Below are 15435 nucleotides of genomic sequence, written 5' to 3'. Positions count from 1 at the left end.
TGAGCAGATGAGCTCACTGGTTCATGGGAGCTTTGGAGCGCAGCGACATGACTCCACCGGAGATCGCCCTCTTACAAGCCGCAAGAGCACCAGACTCGCAATGACTCCAGTGAATAATGACTTTAGAGGTGGGTGCACGTAGGCAGAATCTCCGCTGGTCGCCGAGTCCCAGCCGTACATTGCTCAAGGTGGTTCTAGACTCTCAGGGTGCGAGAGAACGATTTTTTCGAAGAGGCAGAGGCCGCCGATGTTTGGGCCCGTCAACAGGAGGCGCTAAACACCGATCTCATAGAGCGGGTCCACGCGGGACCACTTCAATCTGCTACTGATGTCGAGATCGCCGTCCCCTTGGCCAGACTCGTCCATGACGAGTATCAAAATCGCGGCACTGAAAATAATCCCAGGATCTCGGTTCATGAGTCCCGTGCCGTGATGGCTGCCCTAAGGGCGGTGTTGAAGCGCTTGGGCCTCGACTTCCGACCCCCGTTCTATGATTTCGACGGGTTCTACAGCTACTGGAAAAACAACAACGGCTCCAATTCTTGGCAGGCACGTCGGCAGATGCTCTCAGAACTGTTCGATCCTCTGCACGAACAGCTCGCTGATCTCGAGGCGGGTACCGTCGCCTCGACTCTCGTCGATCCTGTAACATCGCACCCTCGCACCGGCTGGACCCGGGTAGACGAAGAAATCACGGAACTCCGGCGGCACTTCCAGAACGCAAGAACCGAGCAGGACTACCGCAATGTGGGCAACGATTGCGTGATCATCCTGGAACGCCTTTCGGAAGCCGCATATGTCCCGGAACGGCACTTATTCGACGGCGAAGCAGAGCCACCGGTCGCCAGTACGAAGAACCGCCTGGAACGGGTGATCGAAGTCGATCTTGCTGGATCCGAGAATGCTGCACTCCGGAAACTCGTGCGCGCGGCGATCGAGCAAGCTCAGGGCGTCAAACATGGCGCGACGATAAACCGCCGCTACGCCGGCGTGGCCGCTGACTCTGCCATCCTGCTGGCGAACATACTGCGGCGCATCACCGAAGGATCCTCAACCCCATGACAGAACATGTTGAAGAAGCAGCCGAGGTTGAATGGCTCGATCAGCCGTTTGATCCGAAAACAGCTGATGCCTGGGATCGCGCCAACTGCGGCCGTCACGGCGTTCTGAAGCACATACTGGTCCATGAGGCTGGCCATGCCGTCGCTGCCGCACGTCTCAACATCGAGTTCCTCGGTGTGTCTGTCATGTCGCCAAGGGGCAGGACGGAGATGGGCGATGGGTTTCTGGGCGGTGGCCTAGAGCTGACGCGCTTCGAGAATGGCTGGGCGGTCGACCGTATCGATGACGCGTATGAAATGTGCTTGATGGGAGTTGTGGCTGAGCGGAAAATGCTGCAGCACCAACTCAAGGATGGCTTTCTGCAGGACCTGGATCGGTTCAAGAGGGCAGGCAATTACCTGGATGGGCTGCCCGAGGCAGATTTTCAACCGCTACACCTACGGGTAATGTTGAAAATCGATGAGAACTGGTCGCAGATCGAGCGAGACATCAGGGCCCTGATAGGAGCTTTCGCAGCGCAGTTCACTGCGTCGGGCGCGCAGGTGATGAGTGGTTTGACGGAACCTCTACTGCTGACCTCGGCCGAAGTGCACTCGATTCTTGATATTGAAAAGCCTTCGTCATGACGGCTCCGACTGCTCGAACGAGCAATGTGCAAGCCAACATCTATATCGACGTTCGCAGACCTGTGAAGAGGTCGTCATCAATCAATCGCTGCGCTCGATTGTGAATGAAAAGATCGATTCCATGACCGCCGATCCCCCTATGGCGAGCCCGTCCGAGCCCAAGCCCATGGGGCTCGATACCGGTACTCTGCCCCTCGGTGAACGCTCCCTGCGACTCATCCTGGATCACGTCCTGGCGGTCGGCGACGAGGCCGAGACGACCTATCTGGAGGTCAAGAGCAGCCTGGACCTCAGCAGCAAGACAAGCGTGGCGAAGGTCGCGAAGTTCCTCCTCGGAGCAGCGAACCGTCGGCCGCAGGAGGCTGCACGCCACTTCCGCGGCCACGCGGTGATGGTCGTCGGCGCGCAGAAGGACGCCGCCCCGGGTGTCCCCCGCGGCGTCGAGGCCCACGAGCTGGAAGACCGGCTCCGGCCGTACCTCGGGCCGCAGTTTCCAGCGTTCGAGTTCGGCAGGATCGGCGTCGACGACGCCAGCGAGGTGCTGTTCGTCATCGCGCAGCCGCCGCAGGACGGTCAGCCGATCTATCCATGCCACAAGACCTTCCAAAGCGACGACCGCCGGGACAGCCTCGAGGACGGTGCCGTTTACGTGCGAGGCACCAGCAACACCCGCCCGGCTCGGGCCGGTGAGGTACTGGCCCTCGTTGAACGTGCCCGCGGCGGCGGCAAGCCGCCCATCGAACTCGAGATTGCGATCCTCGGCTCTATCGGCCGCGTCGGTAGCGTCGACAAGGTGATCGACCGGCTGTATCAGTTCGAGGAGGAACAATTTAGAGCGACCCCAGAGCCGGTTCGGAGTACGTCGCTGTTGACGATAACGCCGCCCAACTTCTTCGGCCGCCCGGAGCCCAGATCGGCAGAGGATCGTGCAGCACGCCTGGTCTCATGGCGGAATGAGAAAAGCACCAATATCTCTAGGGGGCGTGAGCACTTCCTCGGCGTAGCGCTGCCAGGTGCAGGAATCCGCGTCGTCAGCCGCGACAGATTCATCGCCAAGCCCCACCTAATCGTGACGTTCCACAACTGCGAGGCGCTCGAGTTCCGCGAGGCCGACGATGCCGACTTCGAGAAGGTGGTGGAGCCGGTTGTGAGGCAGCAGAGCCGCTACGTTCTGGGACCCGATCCCTCGGATTTTAGGATCACGCCGCGTGATTATCCCGTCGGCTGGACCAACCAGGGCGACGACGTCGAAGTTACGCTCACGCCCGAGTCGTTCCGGCCCAACGTTCCGTGGACGAGCGACCAGGATGACTATGTGCTCCTGGCACGGGACCCGCGAGCGGGTTCAGTGACTGTGACGTGGGTGCTCACCGAGGACGGCAACAATGAGGTCACCAGAGGCGAATTCGAGGCCCCTGCTGCAGACCTCGTCGATGCTTCTGACCTACTCAAAGCAGTCTTCTTCAGCGGTAGTTGAGCGCACGGAACGAAACCCACCCACGGGAAGCAGTGCCCCAAGAAGTCACTTCCTGAGACCCGCCTAGCGAGACGCACTTTCTGAAACCCGGTCCCCTGTATGGCGTCGAGGGTCGGGTTTCGTCCCGTTTGGGAGCCCGGCGCTGCCGTTGATCTGGTGGCGCTCAGCGTCGATGATGGAGGGCCCTCATAGCCCGGTCCGGACGCTCCTGTCCACGCGCAAGGTCGTGGTCGCGCTGCCTGTGGATGATGAGAACGGCGACTCCGTGGCCGAGGCCGACGCATAGCCATGTAGCTCCGTGGTCGGTCGTCGACGCACTGCTGCGGGTATGGAAGGCGCGACGATCGGAGAAGCCGCCAGCCGCCACGGGGTCAGTTTCCGGTCCGCTGCGCCCTGAGCACCTGCAGCACCGGTATCACTCTTCGGAGGAGACCATGCGGCGCGTGTCGTAGACGAGGTGCTCCTCCCGGCTCAACAGGGCGACGTCGATGATCGTCATCGTCGGGAGCGGGAACTCGCCATTGTCGGCCGCATGCATGCTCTTGTATGGCGTCAGCCAGACGACGCAGTCCGCGCTGGAGCGCGTCATCGCATCCACGAAGGCCGAATCGGCGAACCACCAATGAGGTCGGCCCATGCCGGGCGGCCCGAATGCGCCCAAGGTCTCGAAGTAGGCCGTGGACTCGTCCAAGACGAGGAACCCGAGGTCGTACCCCGACCGTTCGGCCCGGTACACCTCCGCTTTGCTTGCGTGGTTTAGCACGGTGCGCATGAACTGGTCGACGTAGGCCCGGTAGTTGTGGTCCTGGCCTGTCGGAAGCCCGTTGATGACCGATGCGAAGACTCTGACATCTGGACGGACGTCGAGCCCGGCCTCCTTGAGCTCACGGAGCACCGCGCCCTCGCGCGCCCGCGTCTTGTCCTTCTTGCCCGGCCGCGGATGGTCGTCCACGACCATCGCCTCCAGAAGGAGCGACGCGGCGGGGTCCTCGAAGTCGGGTCGCTCGCGCTGAGAGAGACCTCCGCTTCGAAGAGATTTTAGGAACCGGTGCGCAACGTCGCTCTCCGCGGGGTAGAAGCACACGTCCGCATCGTCGATGCGTGACGCGAGGTCGACTATGTCTTGCTCGTCCTTGTAAGCGAGCTTCATGCGCGTTCTGTCCTCTCTCCGCTGGTCTTCGAGCGGGTCGGCCACGGCGTACAGGTCATGCGTCGAGAGGCGCTTGCAGCCATGGGGACCCGGTCAGCTATTGCTGCCTGCCGACGATCGCATCCACCTCGGCGAGAACTGCAGCCACGTCCGACTTGCTGAGCTCGTCGACGAAGAAGATTCGAGTGCCGATCTTGTTGAGCGATGTCCCGACGATGAGACCTCTTGCGCGATCCGCGATCCAGAACCGGTCGTGGAAGTCATGCGATTCCACCACGGTGATGTCGAGGTCTTGGCCTCGGGCGTGCAGCTGATCGAGGACCGCTGTGCGCACTGTGTCGTCGTTCTGCGACGGGCTCACGATCGCGGTGATGCGCAGTCCTTTCACCAGAGCTGGCGCGATCATGCCCACTACCGAGGCCGCGTAATCGTGGCTGTCGCGTTTCCGGGAGCTCGTGAACAGGTATGGATCGGTGATGATGAGGTCATTGGCTGGCCCGAGCTTGGTCATGCGGTCCGACATCCGCTGCTCCGCGGTCTTCGGCGGCTCCTTGGGAGAGATGTCCTCTTGGAGCCAGGTCATGTTCAAGAACGAACCGGGCCCCTCCTTGACAAGTCGCTCCTGGATCTCTTCGAGCGAATAGTCGGTCCGCCGGAACAGCATCCGGTAACCGAGCTCCTGTGCGTGTGAGACGAGTTCAAGGCAGTCATTGTGCGTCAGCGGTGGATCGAATTGAAACGAGTTCCAAGCACCGTCATGGCGGAACGCTCCATCGTCATTGAACTCAACTGGCTCGGACGTCGGCAGAGGGCCAGCACTCGTGCTTGCACCTGGAAGTGGATCGGTCATACCGCACTTTATCGGCAAATGAATCCACGACCGAGCTCGCGCTTGCGGAGGAGAATCTGAGAAGGCCGCTTAGCCACCAGATGCCCCGTGCTCGGAGTGGGGTGTAGTCGAGGCCAGCCATGTCGACGAGGTCGAGCAAACTCGAGCATGTAGTCGTGAGGTGCTGCATCAGGCCGCGATACTCGGTTTGGTTCGAGCGAACCATCGTCGTCTCACCAAAGAGCCGTGCGTAGTTAACGAACTCGCACGGACGGATTGAGACCTCCCATGAGCGCTTTCAGTCCAGGAAGGGCACCATCGCCAGCGTCTCTGGTCCCAGCTGGTTCGACCGGAAGACGGGTGGGTCTGAATGTCGCAGAACTACGACACCCCCGCAATTTTCGCCGCTAACCCTAGCGAGGTGGGTGGGTCGTAACCGGGATCGTTTTATTCGCTGAACATGCGCCTCTGGCTCGGGCTCTGCGTTTGACCATCGAAGCCGATGTGCGCTCTCAGCGCCCCAAAAGGTCGAAATAGGCTGCGCCAGGATTCCAGCTGACAGGATGCAGCAGCGTTCCCACTGCAGGGTTGAGAGCACTCCACATCATGCCGTCGCCAGCGTAGATGCCCACATGGCCCCAATTGCCGGGTCCCTGTGGATTTTGAACAACAAGGTCGCCTGGCTGAGGATCCTCTGTTCGGACACCAACGCGCCACTGCTCTACTCGGGGCAGCTCGATTCCGGCTTGCCTGTAGATCCACTGCACATAGCCGGAACAATCCCAGGCCTTGAAGGCAGTACCGCCCCACACGTAATGCCCGCCCAGACCTTCCTGCGTGAACTTCAATATGTCCTGCCGTAGCGGACTCGCGTTGCGTGAAGATCCCGCAGGCGGCGCTGGGAAGGAACTAGCACAGGGTGCCGGAGCAGTGCCAGCCTCAAGCGCAGCAACAATTGCAGTCGCAGCCGGCTCCCAACGCGCATACAGTTCGGGAAAGGCAGACACCTGGACGGCTTGGGCAGCCAGACCCTTGTCCATGGCCTGCCAACCGGGGATGTCCAGCAGCCCCCGAGGACTGCCGCGGTTCGGCCCCGACGGGCCGCCGTAGAAGGCACGCGCGTTATAGGAGGGGTTCATCAGCTGCTCAACTGTCCCCCAGCCCGCCGCCGGACGCTGTTGGGCTGACCCGATCGAATCGTGGTCACGTCCGACTCCGTCATTAGAAAAGTGCAAGGAAGCCGGCACGCTGGGGTTTGCGAGCATGCGCAGACTTGACTCCTGCAGCGCCATCATAATGGCAATGATCTGCCCGGAGCGCGATATTCCAAGCTGCTTGCCGACCGCGATGTACGTCCGTGCAATGCTCTCCTGCCGAGGCGTCAGCTCGTAGAGCAATCGCCCAGCATTCCGAACTTCCAAGCCAGCACCAGTCACGTTAGGCGCAGTGGTCACCTCGGTGCCCTCTGGTGTACAAGCAACTGCGGATTGACGCGCCATACCAGTTATCGCAGCCACGCCTCCGGCAAATGCCACAGCGCCAACAAACAAAGCGAGGGAAGCGGCCGCCGATACGACCTTCAGCAATGTTCGGCGCCGGATTAGGCCTGGGACGGCCCCCACTGCAGCCACTAGTAGACGATTCTCTCTGCGGTCGCGTAGAAGGCAACCATGGCGCAGCGCCCAAATGGAGCGGTGGCGGCAGGAGGACAGTTGACCATCACCGTGACCGGTGCCGCATAAGCATTTCTGCCGTTGCTGGACTCGTCCACAACTTGCACCGTCACCGTGCAAACGTGAAGGCCTTCCCACGGGGCCGGATATTCCTGGACTTTGGCCAACTCAAGATCGCAACGCAGGGACTCTGCGGTGCCGCTTCGGCGAGCAGACTGACCTGCCAGCCTCGTGAACGTACCCGCTGTCACGCCAGTTCCCTCAAACTCCCTAACCAGTACAGATAAAGGATTGGATCCATCAGGCAGCAGCTCCCACCAAGACCGCACCTTGGCGTATACGTCCGAGTACGACGACGATCGACTGTCCCAGGAGTAGAGTCCCTGGGCTGCGGCTACAGCGAGCGCCCGGTAATCGCGGGTACGTGGCAAACCATCACGCGTTGCCTCCGCCGTTATGGCGGCCTCACTAGGACCTGCGGAGGGCTCCCCTCGTTCCGTGGAAGCGCCTGACGGCCTCGCCGTTGCCGGCGCGGCCGCGGACGTCGCTGGCGCGACCTGCCCGCTGAACCCATCGGAAGGCCAAAGTAGGAAGACTGCACTCATTATGAGCAGGACCATCAGCCCCGCAGCGAACCACTGCCGGCGGCCAACTCCTCGGAACCAACTCATCGCCCAACCCATTGTCGAACACCCATGACCTACAGAGCCGCTCTATTCACTTCGTGCTGAAGCACGCGCCAAGCCGCTCGGTACAACTGCCGGGCAAAGCCGATATTTACCGCGATGTACCTCTCAGTGACGCCGAGCTCACCGGCCAGAGCTGCCATCTGCACGGACCTATCCACTCCTCGCAGTCCCGGCCGGACTATGGTCTCCGCGACGCTCCGGAGGACATTCGTGGGCAGGCAGTTCGCAGCGCACCGGCAGAGATCGTCGACGCCCAATCCGGGTTCGGGCCGGCAGTTCAATGCCGTGTTGATTGTTTTAGCGGTCTGCCGAACGACAGTTACGGCGTGCCACCGACGCCGGTCTTGGGGAGACGGAGGTCCGTAGTGCCGAGGCCCAGTGAGACTGGAAACGGCAAGCTTCCAGGTTTCCTCGCTGACGCTGCGCTGGACCATACCCAGCACGGCTTGCGCCCAGGCCTGATCAACATAGTTTTCAACGCCGTCTGCCGCCGCTCCAGCACCTATGACAGCGAGGAGCTCGGGTGAGCTTTCCGTCGTCGTGAAGTCAACGAGCAACGGCAACGTTTGATGGCTAAGCTCGCGCCGGATATGGGCAGCGCAGATTTTGCTGCAAACACCCTGGACCCACGCTTCAAAGGGGATGCCGGGCAGCTCCCGGTAGCGACCCCTCGCGACCCCGTCCCAGACGGCGACCCTGATGTCCTGCATGACGTCATCAACATCGCAAGACCGCCCGATTCTCGCAAGCCGGGAAACAACGTAACGGTGCACGCCATCAACCGCGACCATGATCCGGTCGATCTGGATGACGGGTTCTTCCGGCGGAGGTGCGCTTCGCAATGAGACGTCGACATCAGCGACCGTGTCTGAGCCCTTAGTAGATTGATACGCCTTGGCTTCGATTTCCATGGCTTCACCGCTTTGACTGTTCAGAACGAGTAGTTCGCAGAGTCGCGCAAAAAGGCCACCCCAGTTAGTGGATGCAGAGATCCAAACAACGATCAGAAGCTACAGGAATTATTTTCGAAGATAATTAAAGTATCGTCAAGAGTGCTGTTCTTACTTTTTGCGTTACCTTCAGGAAGAATGACCTTATGCCGAGAATTACGCAGCCCCACGACGCCGCCTGGTCGGCGGACGTCGAAGCTGCCGTTGCAACCTTCGGCAACCGAGCGCGAAACGAAATTCTTCGGTTCCTAGCCTCTAGTGGGCCTGCGACGCGCGGGGATATCGTCACCGCTGTCAGCGCGGGCGATCCCAGTGTGGCCAAGCACCTGGCCGCCCTCGAAGAGGCCGGAGTGGTGATCGTCGACGTCGAGCCTGGACGTAGGCACGGACGCTCACCGCGGTATTCCGCGAACCCTGTCCGAATCAAGGAACTGCTCGACGCTCACATTAAGTACTTGCTGGAACAGTAGCCGCAGTGTTTTGGAAAGATGTGCCAGACGGTTAGTCTGCCCGCTCCGGCGTCTCATCCCCATCCGACGGCGGACTGGCCGCAGCCTTCTCCCCTTCCGGCCGGCGGCTGATGTCCTTGTTCAGGTACTCCGTGATCGCCCGAAGCGTCTCCGGCGACACGTCACCAAGGGTGCGGGCCGCGAACGTCTTCACCCTCGCAGCGCGGAGAGATTTCACAAACTCAAGCTGCGAATCAATGCGTTGGGGCAGATCTGCGGCCTCGCTACCCACAAGATAAGCGGGATCCACATTGAAGATTTCGCACAAGGCGCCTAGTAGTGCCGGGTCGCTCACCAGCCTGCCCGTGCCGTCCTTCATATAGAACCAGCGGGCTCTGGAAAGCTTGATCCCCTTCTCCGCCAGCTTTTCCTGGACTTCGCGGAATGTGACGGGTTGTCCGCGCTCGGCAACGACGACGTCGAGCAGCAGGTTCAAGCGGCGTGCAAGTTCGGCCTGGGGCGAGCTTTCCGTACCCTTGAGGCCTTCTCCATCTCCGGACACGTTTCACCTCCCAGACCTGAGCTGACTATCGCCAGCGAGCCGCCGATTGTTGCCCAGTATTGCCTTGGCCAACTCGCCACGCAATATGTGGGGCTCCGTTCTTCCATCGGTATGTACATGAGCGTATCGTTTGGCTGTAGACCCGTCTACAGCGGGTTAAAGAGATTTCCTCGTCACCTGATTGTGGTCTCCATGGCGAATATCTTGATGAATCGAACGCGAAGCCGCCTCATTCGGTATCTGATCACGCATGGCCCGGCAACCTGTTATGAGGTCGCTGCAGCCCTAAATGTGTCTGCTTCCTCTGTCCGCAAACACCTCACTCTTCTGTGCGAGGCGGGCATGATCAGCCTGGGGTCGGGAACGTACAGGGCGCGGCCGGATCGGATCGAGAGACACCTTGCCGACCTTGCGGCCACATTTCAGTCAGCGGGCAGCGACTTCAGGAACCGCGTAACCGAGGACTCCCACCTCTCGGTATCGGCATTCCACTCAAGTGAATGCCCTGGAACTTCGAAGCGTATCAACTGAACGAGGTCGGGTCGCAGTTCTGCCAAACGCGCCGAGACTTCCACCGGTGTCGATTTGTCCTCGATCCCATGCAGTATGAGCGTCGGCGTCTTGAGGTCACCGGCGCGGGCTACCCAATCAAGTGCGGAAAGATCAAGAGGTTGCTCAAGCCCAGTAACCCAGCGTCCTGCTTTCGCACCCAACATTTTCAACCCAACCCTGGTCACAGTTTCCGGCAACCCACTGGCGCTCCCATTGAACGTCAACGTCTCAGCCCAATCCAAGACGGGAGCCACCAGCACCAAGCCAATGATCCGATCTGAATGGGCAGAAAGATTCGCGGCCCGCAGAGCCATGGAACCGCCCAGCGACCATCCGAACAAAACGAGCCTTTTAGCACCGTGGTCCACGGCGAACTGGATGGCCGCTTCGAGATCCAACCACTCGTTTTGGCCCAAAGAGTACCGGGAATCGTACGACGGCGGCGCTTCGCCGTCGTTGCGGAATGACACGACCAGTGATGTCAGGCCGAGCCTGCTTGCAACAGGAACGCCGCGAAGGGCACCAGCGCGTTTCCCACCCATTCCGTGTGCGTGGATAGCCCATGTCGAAACCGTCGGACCGGCCGTCGTGGGCTCGAATTTCCATGCAGGTGCCATGCCGTTATCGACCTGAATCTTCACTTCCTCAAAAGGAAGGCCGAGTTGCTCGGCTTTGGAGAAGGCGTAGCCGCTCCAGATGCCGGCTCTGGCGGCGTGTAGGTCGCCGGAGTCAACGCGCTCGACGAGCCGCGTCACTGTTCCGTCGTTCGTGTCTTCGGCTACGACGGCCCCGATGCAGGCATGGCCCTTGCCATTGCCAAACCAAAAGCTGTATTGGCCGGGCGCTCTCGTCAATGGCGTAGTCGGCAGTTCGATCCTCAGGAATCCGTCCACTCCTACGAAGACTTGCCTTATGGGAAGATCCTCCCGGCGCGTAGTCGTCGGCACCACGACTCGGCGCGCAAAGTAAGCGGCGCCGAGGAACGTTATTGCGGCCGCACTTACGGCACCAGTGGTTAGAGGGCCCAGCAATCTAGAACTCTTCATCGTTGCTCCTGACATGCTCGTCGATGACAACCCGAAGTCGCGCGAGCGTTTCAGGTGATAAATCCTGCAATTGCCTGGCCGCAAAGTTCCTAACCCGGGCCTCGCGCATCGATTTCAGGAGGCTCAGCTGAGCTTCCACCAGCTCGGGTACATCTGTTGAGTCATCGAGAAGGTACCGGCGATCCACGCCGAAGAATATCGCGAGATTCTGGAGCAGCTCCTTATCCATAGCCAGGGAGCTATCACCGCTTCGCATGTAAGCCCACCTTGACCGTGACAACGGGGTGCCCCGTTCAGCCATGTCTCGACTGATTTCCTTGTAAGCCAAGGGCCCTGCCCCTCGGATCTCATACAGATCCAGCAACAGATTTATCTTGCGGGCGAGCCTCGCCTGCGGCGATTCAGAGGGTCCTGCGGCATCATCTGTCACTAGGATCCTTCCTCCTCCCCCATCGTCCCAGACCTACTCGACCATCCTGCGGGTCTCGATTGGATGCGAGGTAATCCTCAGTTCGGGCCAACGTTTCGAAATCAGCTTCATCAAGCAACTTAGCAGCGGCCGGATTCATCAGGAGAGCATCCTCAATTTCGACAAGCATCCGATGAAGTCTTCTCGCCTCAGGATCACCCCGCTCGATGGCTGCAGTGGACGGCGCCAGGCGTCCATCCTTGCGCGTCGCAGTCGCTCTTTCCCAGATGGATGTGAGATTTTCCAGTAACCCAGCTTGCGTCTTCAGTTGTGCTCGTCGAACGATCCGACGGGCGACCGGTGGGAGGGCCAGACCAGCACACAGGAACACCATCGCCCCGACAAAACTCGTGTCGTAAACGGCGGCCAACTGCTCCATCGTCGACTGCTCTCCCCGAAGATGGGCGACGTCCATTCCCAGGACAGCAAACACGACGACGAGAGCCAGGGAGCACCCAATGCCAATGAGAGCGAAGGCGACGCGAAAGTGAGACGTGGCCATCCGCCGTCGGAATCTAAAGCACACGTATCCGGTCACGCCGACGACCACCCCGATGTAGACAAACTGGATGACGGAATAGACGGCGGCAGCAGGCTGGTCCCCGTAATCCAACATGAATCTTGTTGAGGACACGGGTGCTTCGATGCAGAGGAATGCAAGGACCAGCCCCGCGGACACTAGACCCAAAATCAGGAGGCCACGACGTCCCCTGCGAACAGGTGCATCCTTGATCTCGGCAGCCCGGACGATTGCCTGGGAAAGGAAGTAGATTCCCACGACCATCAGGATGTTCGCGGACAGATCCAGAAGGTTGCGGCCCCCGAGCGCTTGATCACCCGCGACATATATCGGGTCGACATTCAAGGAAAGCGCCGTTGCGATTGCTACGGCGGCAACGAGAATGCTGTGGTCTTTTCTGGTGCGGGCGCCGGGCAGGAGGCACAGTACGAGGCCCCAGATGACGGAGGCAGCGATAGCCTGGATCACCCGAAGACCTGTTCAAAGGATCTTGGCTCCATAGTGCTGTCGCGGATAGCGCCGGCAAGAAGATCTGCGAGAGTCTCAGCCGCGGCCTCCAGGTCGTCAACGAAGCTGCTCCGTGCCAAAGCCCGTGACACCAGCTCTCCGTCAAGATTCGGGAAGAGGCTGCCGGCATAGTCCGAGGAAACGCCCAACTCATCGTGGCGCAGGATCATGTGCCCGAGCTCATGCAGGATGAACTGCTGCCTATGGAGTTCTGAGTCCGTAACGGCGTGCAGAATGATTTCCCGAGTATCTGTCGACAGCCAGAGGCCACAGACGGACGTGCCGTTGAGGACCGTCGTGGCTTCAATCTCGATTCGACGCCGGCGTTGGGCTGCCACGATCCCAACTAGCCCATCCAGATTCAGACGGCTTGGTAGCTGCAGCGCCAGAAACGCTTCCACTGCAATCTGCTCTGGCTCCGATCCTTGCGATGTTTGCTGGTCCATACCGCCCCCTCATTGCAGCTGACAGCAAGGGTGACCGCCGCTGACGCCAGCCACCGCGGCGCGTTCGGCGCCGAGCTTCAATTGAACGCCTCAGCTCTGGACATGTCCAGAGGCAGATTGGACCAGAAGTGGCTTTACCGCTACGCAGGCAAAGTGACGATCTCAGGCGCCCCAAAAGCAAAGGCTCCTGCGCACGAGGGAAGGGTAGTCATGGCCTTTCCGGGCAGTTGCTTTTAGGTACTACGCAGACGACAGTGCCCCGAGCGAAACGGCGGTACAAATCTCAGTCCTCCGGACCCGGAGAGGGATCAACATCCGGACGAAGCTCGCATTGTTGCCGTTGTCTCCGGCAGAAAGTCATGTGAAGTCATAACGTTGGCTTAGCAGAACATCTTTCAGGCGCATTTGATGCGGTCGACCAGCCCTTACTAGTCCAGCGCTTACCAGTTGTGGCCACGGTAAATCGGAGAGTCTGGGTCGTTCGGGTCGTTCTCGATATTCTCCCGGATAATCTCCAGCTCCCACTGTTCGGAGTCCTCTGTGGCCGGCAAACGCACAGGGTTGTGGTTCCCGTTTTCATCGTATTCGGCGTAGGCCAGGGATTTGTTCTCGGATTCAGTCATGGCCCCATCCTAGGGGCAGGCCAGACCGGAGTAGTTCCCCAACCACGCAGCCCCGCTCACCAGTTTGGGCCGGGCTTGCGCCGCTGTTCAACTAATGTGGGAACTCATTGTCGCGTCACTGCAGGAAAGTCCCGGGGGATCATCATGAACAAACCATTTCGCAAGATCCGACGCCTGTGGATTACGTATGTGGGCTGGGGCAAGTGGTCCGGGATGTGGGGACGGTACGTCTTGGGCCACGCCTATCAGGGGCAGCAGACAAATGGCAGCCTCCTAGTCACTGACGATGTGACCGGCAACGTCGAGACAAGTCTTACGTCGTCTTTTGAGTGGATGCAGCAGGTAGATTACGCGTCCTTCGCTCCACGAGTTTTCGCAGACCGGGAGGCTCTCCTGAGCTTCGTAAAGATCTTGGACGAGTACGGTGGAGGAAACGGTGTAGTCACCACCTACGGGCAGCCTGAGCTGGCTCCTGAGCTTGCTGTGGCCAACATCCTCGAAACCCCGACTGACCAGCTAACCAAAATCAACCTCACAGTCGGGCTGCCGCCCGAAACCAGCGTGATCATGCATTCGTCACCTGGATGGGACGAGAGACGAAAATCGGATCCACGGGATAGCCTCAACGCTATGAATGTCCACGATCACGGCGGCGTCCACTGCGTCCGCATCGTTGGCATGAAGTTTCACACGGGCGACCGAGTACAACAGGACTTGGGCCGCGTCGTGGACGCGCTGCGGCGATACACGACCGACCCCTCTAAGGATCAGTTGCGCAAGCTCAAGGGCGACTTCCCCCTTGTCAACGAGGACAGTCGGCAAACAGTTCGCGAGCAGAAGTTTCAGACGGGCGTACAGAAGCGGGCCGCATGGATTGGTGCTGGTGCAGCCGTCGTCGTCACAGTCGTGGCCGAGATCATCAAAGCTATGGCGGGCAGCCCGTCATAGCGTTTCCGGTGGGTAAGCGGTGGATCGAGGCCTGTGGAGCCCTGCGCAAGGCTTAGCTCTCCCGGTAGTGGTGCACGTTGCGCCCGCGCGGCCTCAGTACTGTTGGATCGCAAGACCACGGCCTGGACCTGCTCGTAGGTCTTCAGACGTACAGAACGAATAAGCGCTTCTGGGACCGTTCCACCCAACGTAGATGCAACTAATTCGGCCGGTCCGCCCGTCAACGACGCACGGACGTGACGTATTTGCAGCTCGAAAGTACCCCTGCCATGGCGTCATGCTCGGCTTCCGTGACCCAGAGGCTGTATTTGGCCTTGACGGCAGTTTGGCGGACGACGTACTCGCATCGGAAGGCCTTGTTCGGCGGTAGCCACGTGGCGGCGTCTTTGTCACCATCGGCACCATTGGTGGGACCATCGGCGGCCATGAGGTTCAACGGGTCGTTCGCGAGTTCCTTGCGCTGGTCAGCGCTGATCTGCTGTGCGCCCTTCTGCCAGGCATCGCTGAGCGGAACGATGTGGTCGATCTGGACGCCTGAGCTGGTGTCCTGGCCGCGGGTGAACTTGTCGGTCAGGGTTCCCGTGGAGACCGCGCAATTGTTGGTGCCGGGCTTGAACGTTTCGTTGGTCAGGTCCCGGGCAAGGATGTCATTGCGGGTGTCGCAGCCGTTGCTGTCAGTGTCGCCCACGCCGGTCCGAACTCGTCCCGTGTATGACCAGTCTTCGGGGCGCGACCTTTCACCGGGATACTCTCGAGTCGGACGAGGGCGTCGGCGGCGTCAGTGGCAGAAGCCGGGTCCACAGTGGCTGGCGCACCGATGCCGGCAGCAGACTCGATGACCTCAAGGGCGTTGACTG

The 15435-nt window shown here is 60.3% G+C and carries 17 protein-coding genes; 6 read left to right on the top strand and 11 right to left on the bottom strand.

The window, feature by feature from the left end:
* Positions 1 to 207: 207 nt before the first annotated feature.
* The 3 genes from AC1D0A_RS08525 to AC1D0A_RS08515 all read left to right on the top strand — a co-directional run bounded on the left by AC1D0A_RS08525 (position 208) and on the right by AC1D0A_RS08515 (position 3165).
* A complete protein-coding gene (locus AC1D0A_RS08525) occupies positions 208 to 1062 on the top strand; it encodes a hypothetical protein (protein WP_476870011.1) in 855 nt (284 codons plus the stop codon).
* A complete protein-coding gene (locus tag AC1D0A_RS08520; protein WP_476945583.1) occupies positions 1059 to 1688 on the top strand; it encodes a hypothetical protein in 630 nt (209 codons plus the stop codon). Before AC1D0A_RS08525 ends, AC1D0A_RS08520 begins: the two co-directional genes overlap by 4 nt.
* Positions 1689 to 1809: 121 nt before the next feature.
* Positions 1810 to 3165, top strand: a complete 1356-nt coding sequence (locus AC1D0A_RS08515; protein WP_476945582.1) for a hypothetical protein — start codon at positions 1810 to 1812, stop codon at positions 3163 to 3165.
* Between the two features lie 415 nt (positions 3166 to 3580).
* On the opposite strand, the gene AC1D0A_RS08510 is transcribed toward AC1D0A_RS08515, so the two are convergent.
* The 4 genes from AC1D0A_RS08510 to AC1D0A_RS08495 form a co-directional block, all read right to left on the bottom strand.
* Positions 3581 to 4315: a hypothetical protein gene (locus AC1D0A_RS08510; RefSeq protein ID WP_476945581.1), complete on the bottom strand. Its 735-nt coding sequence runs from the start codon at positions 4313 to 4315 to the stop codon at positions 3581 to 3583.
* A gap of 97 nt (positions 4316 to 4412) precedes the next feature.
* A complete protein-coding gene (locus AC1D0A_RS08505; protein ID WP_476945580.1) occupies positions 4413 to 5165 on the bottom strand; it encodes a hypothetical protein in 753 nt (250 codons plus the stop codon).
* 491 nt (positions 5166 to 5656) lie between these two features.
* The gene (locus AC1D0A_RS08500; RefSeq protein ID WP_476945579.1) at positions 5657 to 6541 is read right to left on the bottom strand and encodes a C40 family peptidase; all 885 of its coding nucleotides are present in this window, start codon (positions 6539 to 6541) and stop codon (positions 5657 to 5659) included.
* 976 nt (positions 6542 to 7517) lie between these two features.
* Positions 7518 to 8417: an RNA polymerase sigma factor gene (locus tag AC1D0A_RS08495; RefSeq protein WP_476945578.1), complete on the bottom strand. Its 900-nt coding sequence runs from the start codon at positions 8415 to 8417 to the stop codon at positions 7518 to 7520.
* A 185-nt stretch (positions 8418 to 8602) separates the two neighbouring features.
* Here AC1D0A_RS08495 and AC1D0A_RS08490 point away from each other — a divergent pair, with 185 nt between their 5' ends.
* Complete coding sequence (locus AC1D0A_RS08490) at positions 8603 to 8926, top strand: ArsR/SmtB family transcription factor (protein ID WP_223985981.1); 324 nt, start codon at positions 8603 to 8605, stop codon at positions 8924 to 8926.
* Between the two features lie 31 nt (positions 8927 to 8957).
* Here AC1D0A_RS08490 and AC1D0A_RS08485 read toward each other — a convergent pair whose 3' ends face one another.
* Positions 8958 to 9467 (bottom strand): hypothetical protein, encoded by a 510-nt coding sequence (locus AC1D0A_RS08485; protein ID WP_476945577.1) that lies wholly within the window; start codon positions 9465 to 9467, stop codon positions 8958 to 8960.
* Between the two features lie 111 nt (positions 9468 to 9578).
* Here AC1D0A_RS08485 and AC1D0A_RS08480 point away from each other — a divergent pair, with 111 nt between their 5' ends.
* On the top strand, positions 9579 to 9998 hold the full coding sequence (locus tag AC1D0A_RS08480; RefSeq protein ID WP_476945576.1) for a helix-turn-helix domain-containing protein: 420 nt from the start codon (positions 9579 to 9581) through the stop codon (positions 9996 to 9998).
* Here AC1D0A_RS08480 and AC1D0A_RS08475 read toward each other — a convergent pair.
* The 5 genes from AC1D0A_RS08475 to AC1D0A_RS08455 form a co-directional block, all read right to left on the bottom strand.
* Positions 9890 to 10912, bottom strand: coding sequence for an alpha/beta hydrolase family protein (locus tag AC1D0A_RS08475; RefSeq protein WP_476945575.1), 1023 nt, complete (start codon positions 10910 to 10912; stop codon positions 9890 to 9892). The two genes, AC1D0A_RS08480 and AC1D0A_RS08475, sit on opposite strands and share 109 nt — an antisense overlap.
* Positions 10913 to 11051: 139 nt before the next feature.
* Positions 11052 to 11495 (bottom strand): hypothetical protein, encoded by a 444-nt coding sequence (locus AC1D0A_RS08470; protein ID WP_476945574.1) that lies wholly within the window; start codon positions 11493 to 11495, stop codon positions 11052 to 11054.
* Positions 11485 to 12522 (bottom strand): hypothetical protein, encoded by a 1038-nt coding sequence (locus AC1D0A_RS08465; protein WP_476945573.1) that lies wholly within the window; start codon positions 12520 to 12522, stop codon positions 11485 to 11487. The genes AC1D0A_RS08470 and AC1D0A_RS08465 overlap by 11 nt, the downstream gene beginning before the upstream one ends.
* The gene (locus tag AC1D0A_RS08460) at positions 12519 to 13007 is read right to left on the bottom strand and encodes a hypothetical protein (protein ID WP_476945572.1); all 489 of its coding nucleotides are present in this window, start codon (positions 13005 to 13007) and stop codon (positions 12519 to 12521) included. The genes AC1D0A_RS08465 and AC1D0A_RS08460 overlap by 4 nt, the downstream gene beginning before the upstream one ends.
* Positions 13008 to 13447: 440 nt before the next feature.
* Entirely contained in the window at positions 13448 to 13630 is a 183-nt protein-coding gene (locus AC1D0A_RS08455) for a hypothetical protein (protein ID WP_476945571.1), read from the bottom strand.
* A gap of 144 nt (positions 13631 to 13774) precedes the next feature.
* Here AC1D0A_RS08455 and AC1D0A_RS08450 point away from each other — a divergent pair, with 144 nt between their 5' ends.
* On the top strand, positions 13775 to 14578 hold the full coding sequence (locus tag AC1D0A_RS08450) for a hypothetical protein (protein ID WP_476945570.1): 804 nt from the start codon (positions 13775 to 13777) through the stop codon (positions 14576 to 14578).
* A gap of 220 nt (positions 14579 to 14798) precedes the next feature.
* Here the strand turns inward: AC1D0A_RS08450 and AC1D0A_RS08445 are convergent, their stop codons facing one another.
* Positions 14799 to 15266: an HNH endonuclease family protein gene (locus tag AC1D0A_RS08445; RefSeq protein WP_476945569.1), complete on the bottom strand. Its 468-nt coding sequence runs from the start codon at positions 15264 to 15266 to the stop codon at positions 14799 to 14801.
* Positions 15267 to 15435: the final 169 nt, after the last annotated feature.

The organism is Arthrobacter sp. P1_D4, from assembly GCF_056406115.1.
The sequence above is the reverse complement of the archived record's forward strand: the minus strand, read 5'-3'. Positions and strand labels throughout refer to the sequence as shown.

Bases quoted from the DNA above. Each gene is read 5' to 3' on its own strand.
- AC1D0A_RS08455 (WP_476945571.1), bottom strand. From the start codon at position 13,630: ATGACTGAATCCGAGAACAAATCCCTGGCCTACGCCGAATACGATGAA.
- AC1D0A_RS08495 (WP_476945578.1), bottom strand. From the start codon at position 8,417: ATGGAAATCGAAGCCAAGGCGTATCAATCTACTAAGGGCTCAGACACG.
- AC1D0A_RS08520 (WP_476945583.1), top strand. From the start codon at position 1,059: ATGACAGAACATGTTGAAGAAGCAGCCGAGGTTGAATGGCTCGATCAG.
- AC1D0A_RS08460 (WP_476945572.1), bottom strand. From the start codon at position 13,007: ATGGACCAGCAAACATCGCAAGGATCGGAGCCAGAGCAGATTGCAGTG.
- AC1D0A_RS08480 (WP_476945576.1), top strand. From the start codon at position 9,579: ATGTACATGAGCGTATCGTTTGGCTGTAGACCCGTCTACAGCGGGTTA.
- AC1D0A_RS08505 (WP_476945580.1), bottom strand. From the start codon at position 5,165: ATGACCGATCCACTTCCAGGTGCAAGCACGAGTGCTGGCCCTCTGCCG.
- AC1D0A_RS08450 (WP_476945570.1), top strand. From the start codon at position 13,775: ATGAACAAACCATTTCGCAAGATCCGACGCCTGTGGATTACGTATGTG.
- AC1D0A_RS08490 (WP_223985981.1), top strand. From the start codon at position 8,603: ATGCCGAGAATTACGCAGCCCCACGACGCCGCCTGGTCGGCGGACGTC.
- AC1D0A_RS08510 (WP_476945581.1), bottom strand. From the start codon at position 4,315: ATGAAGCTCGCTTACAAGGACGAGCAAGACATAGTCGACCTCGCGTCA.
- AC1D0A_RS08515 (WP_476945582.1), top strand. From the start codon at position 1,810: ATGACCGCCGATCCCCCTATGGCGAGCCCGTCCGAGCCCAAGCCCATG.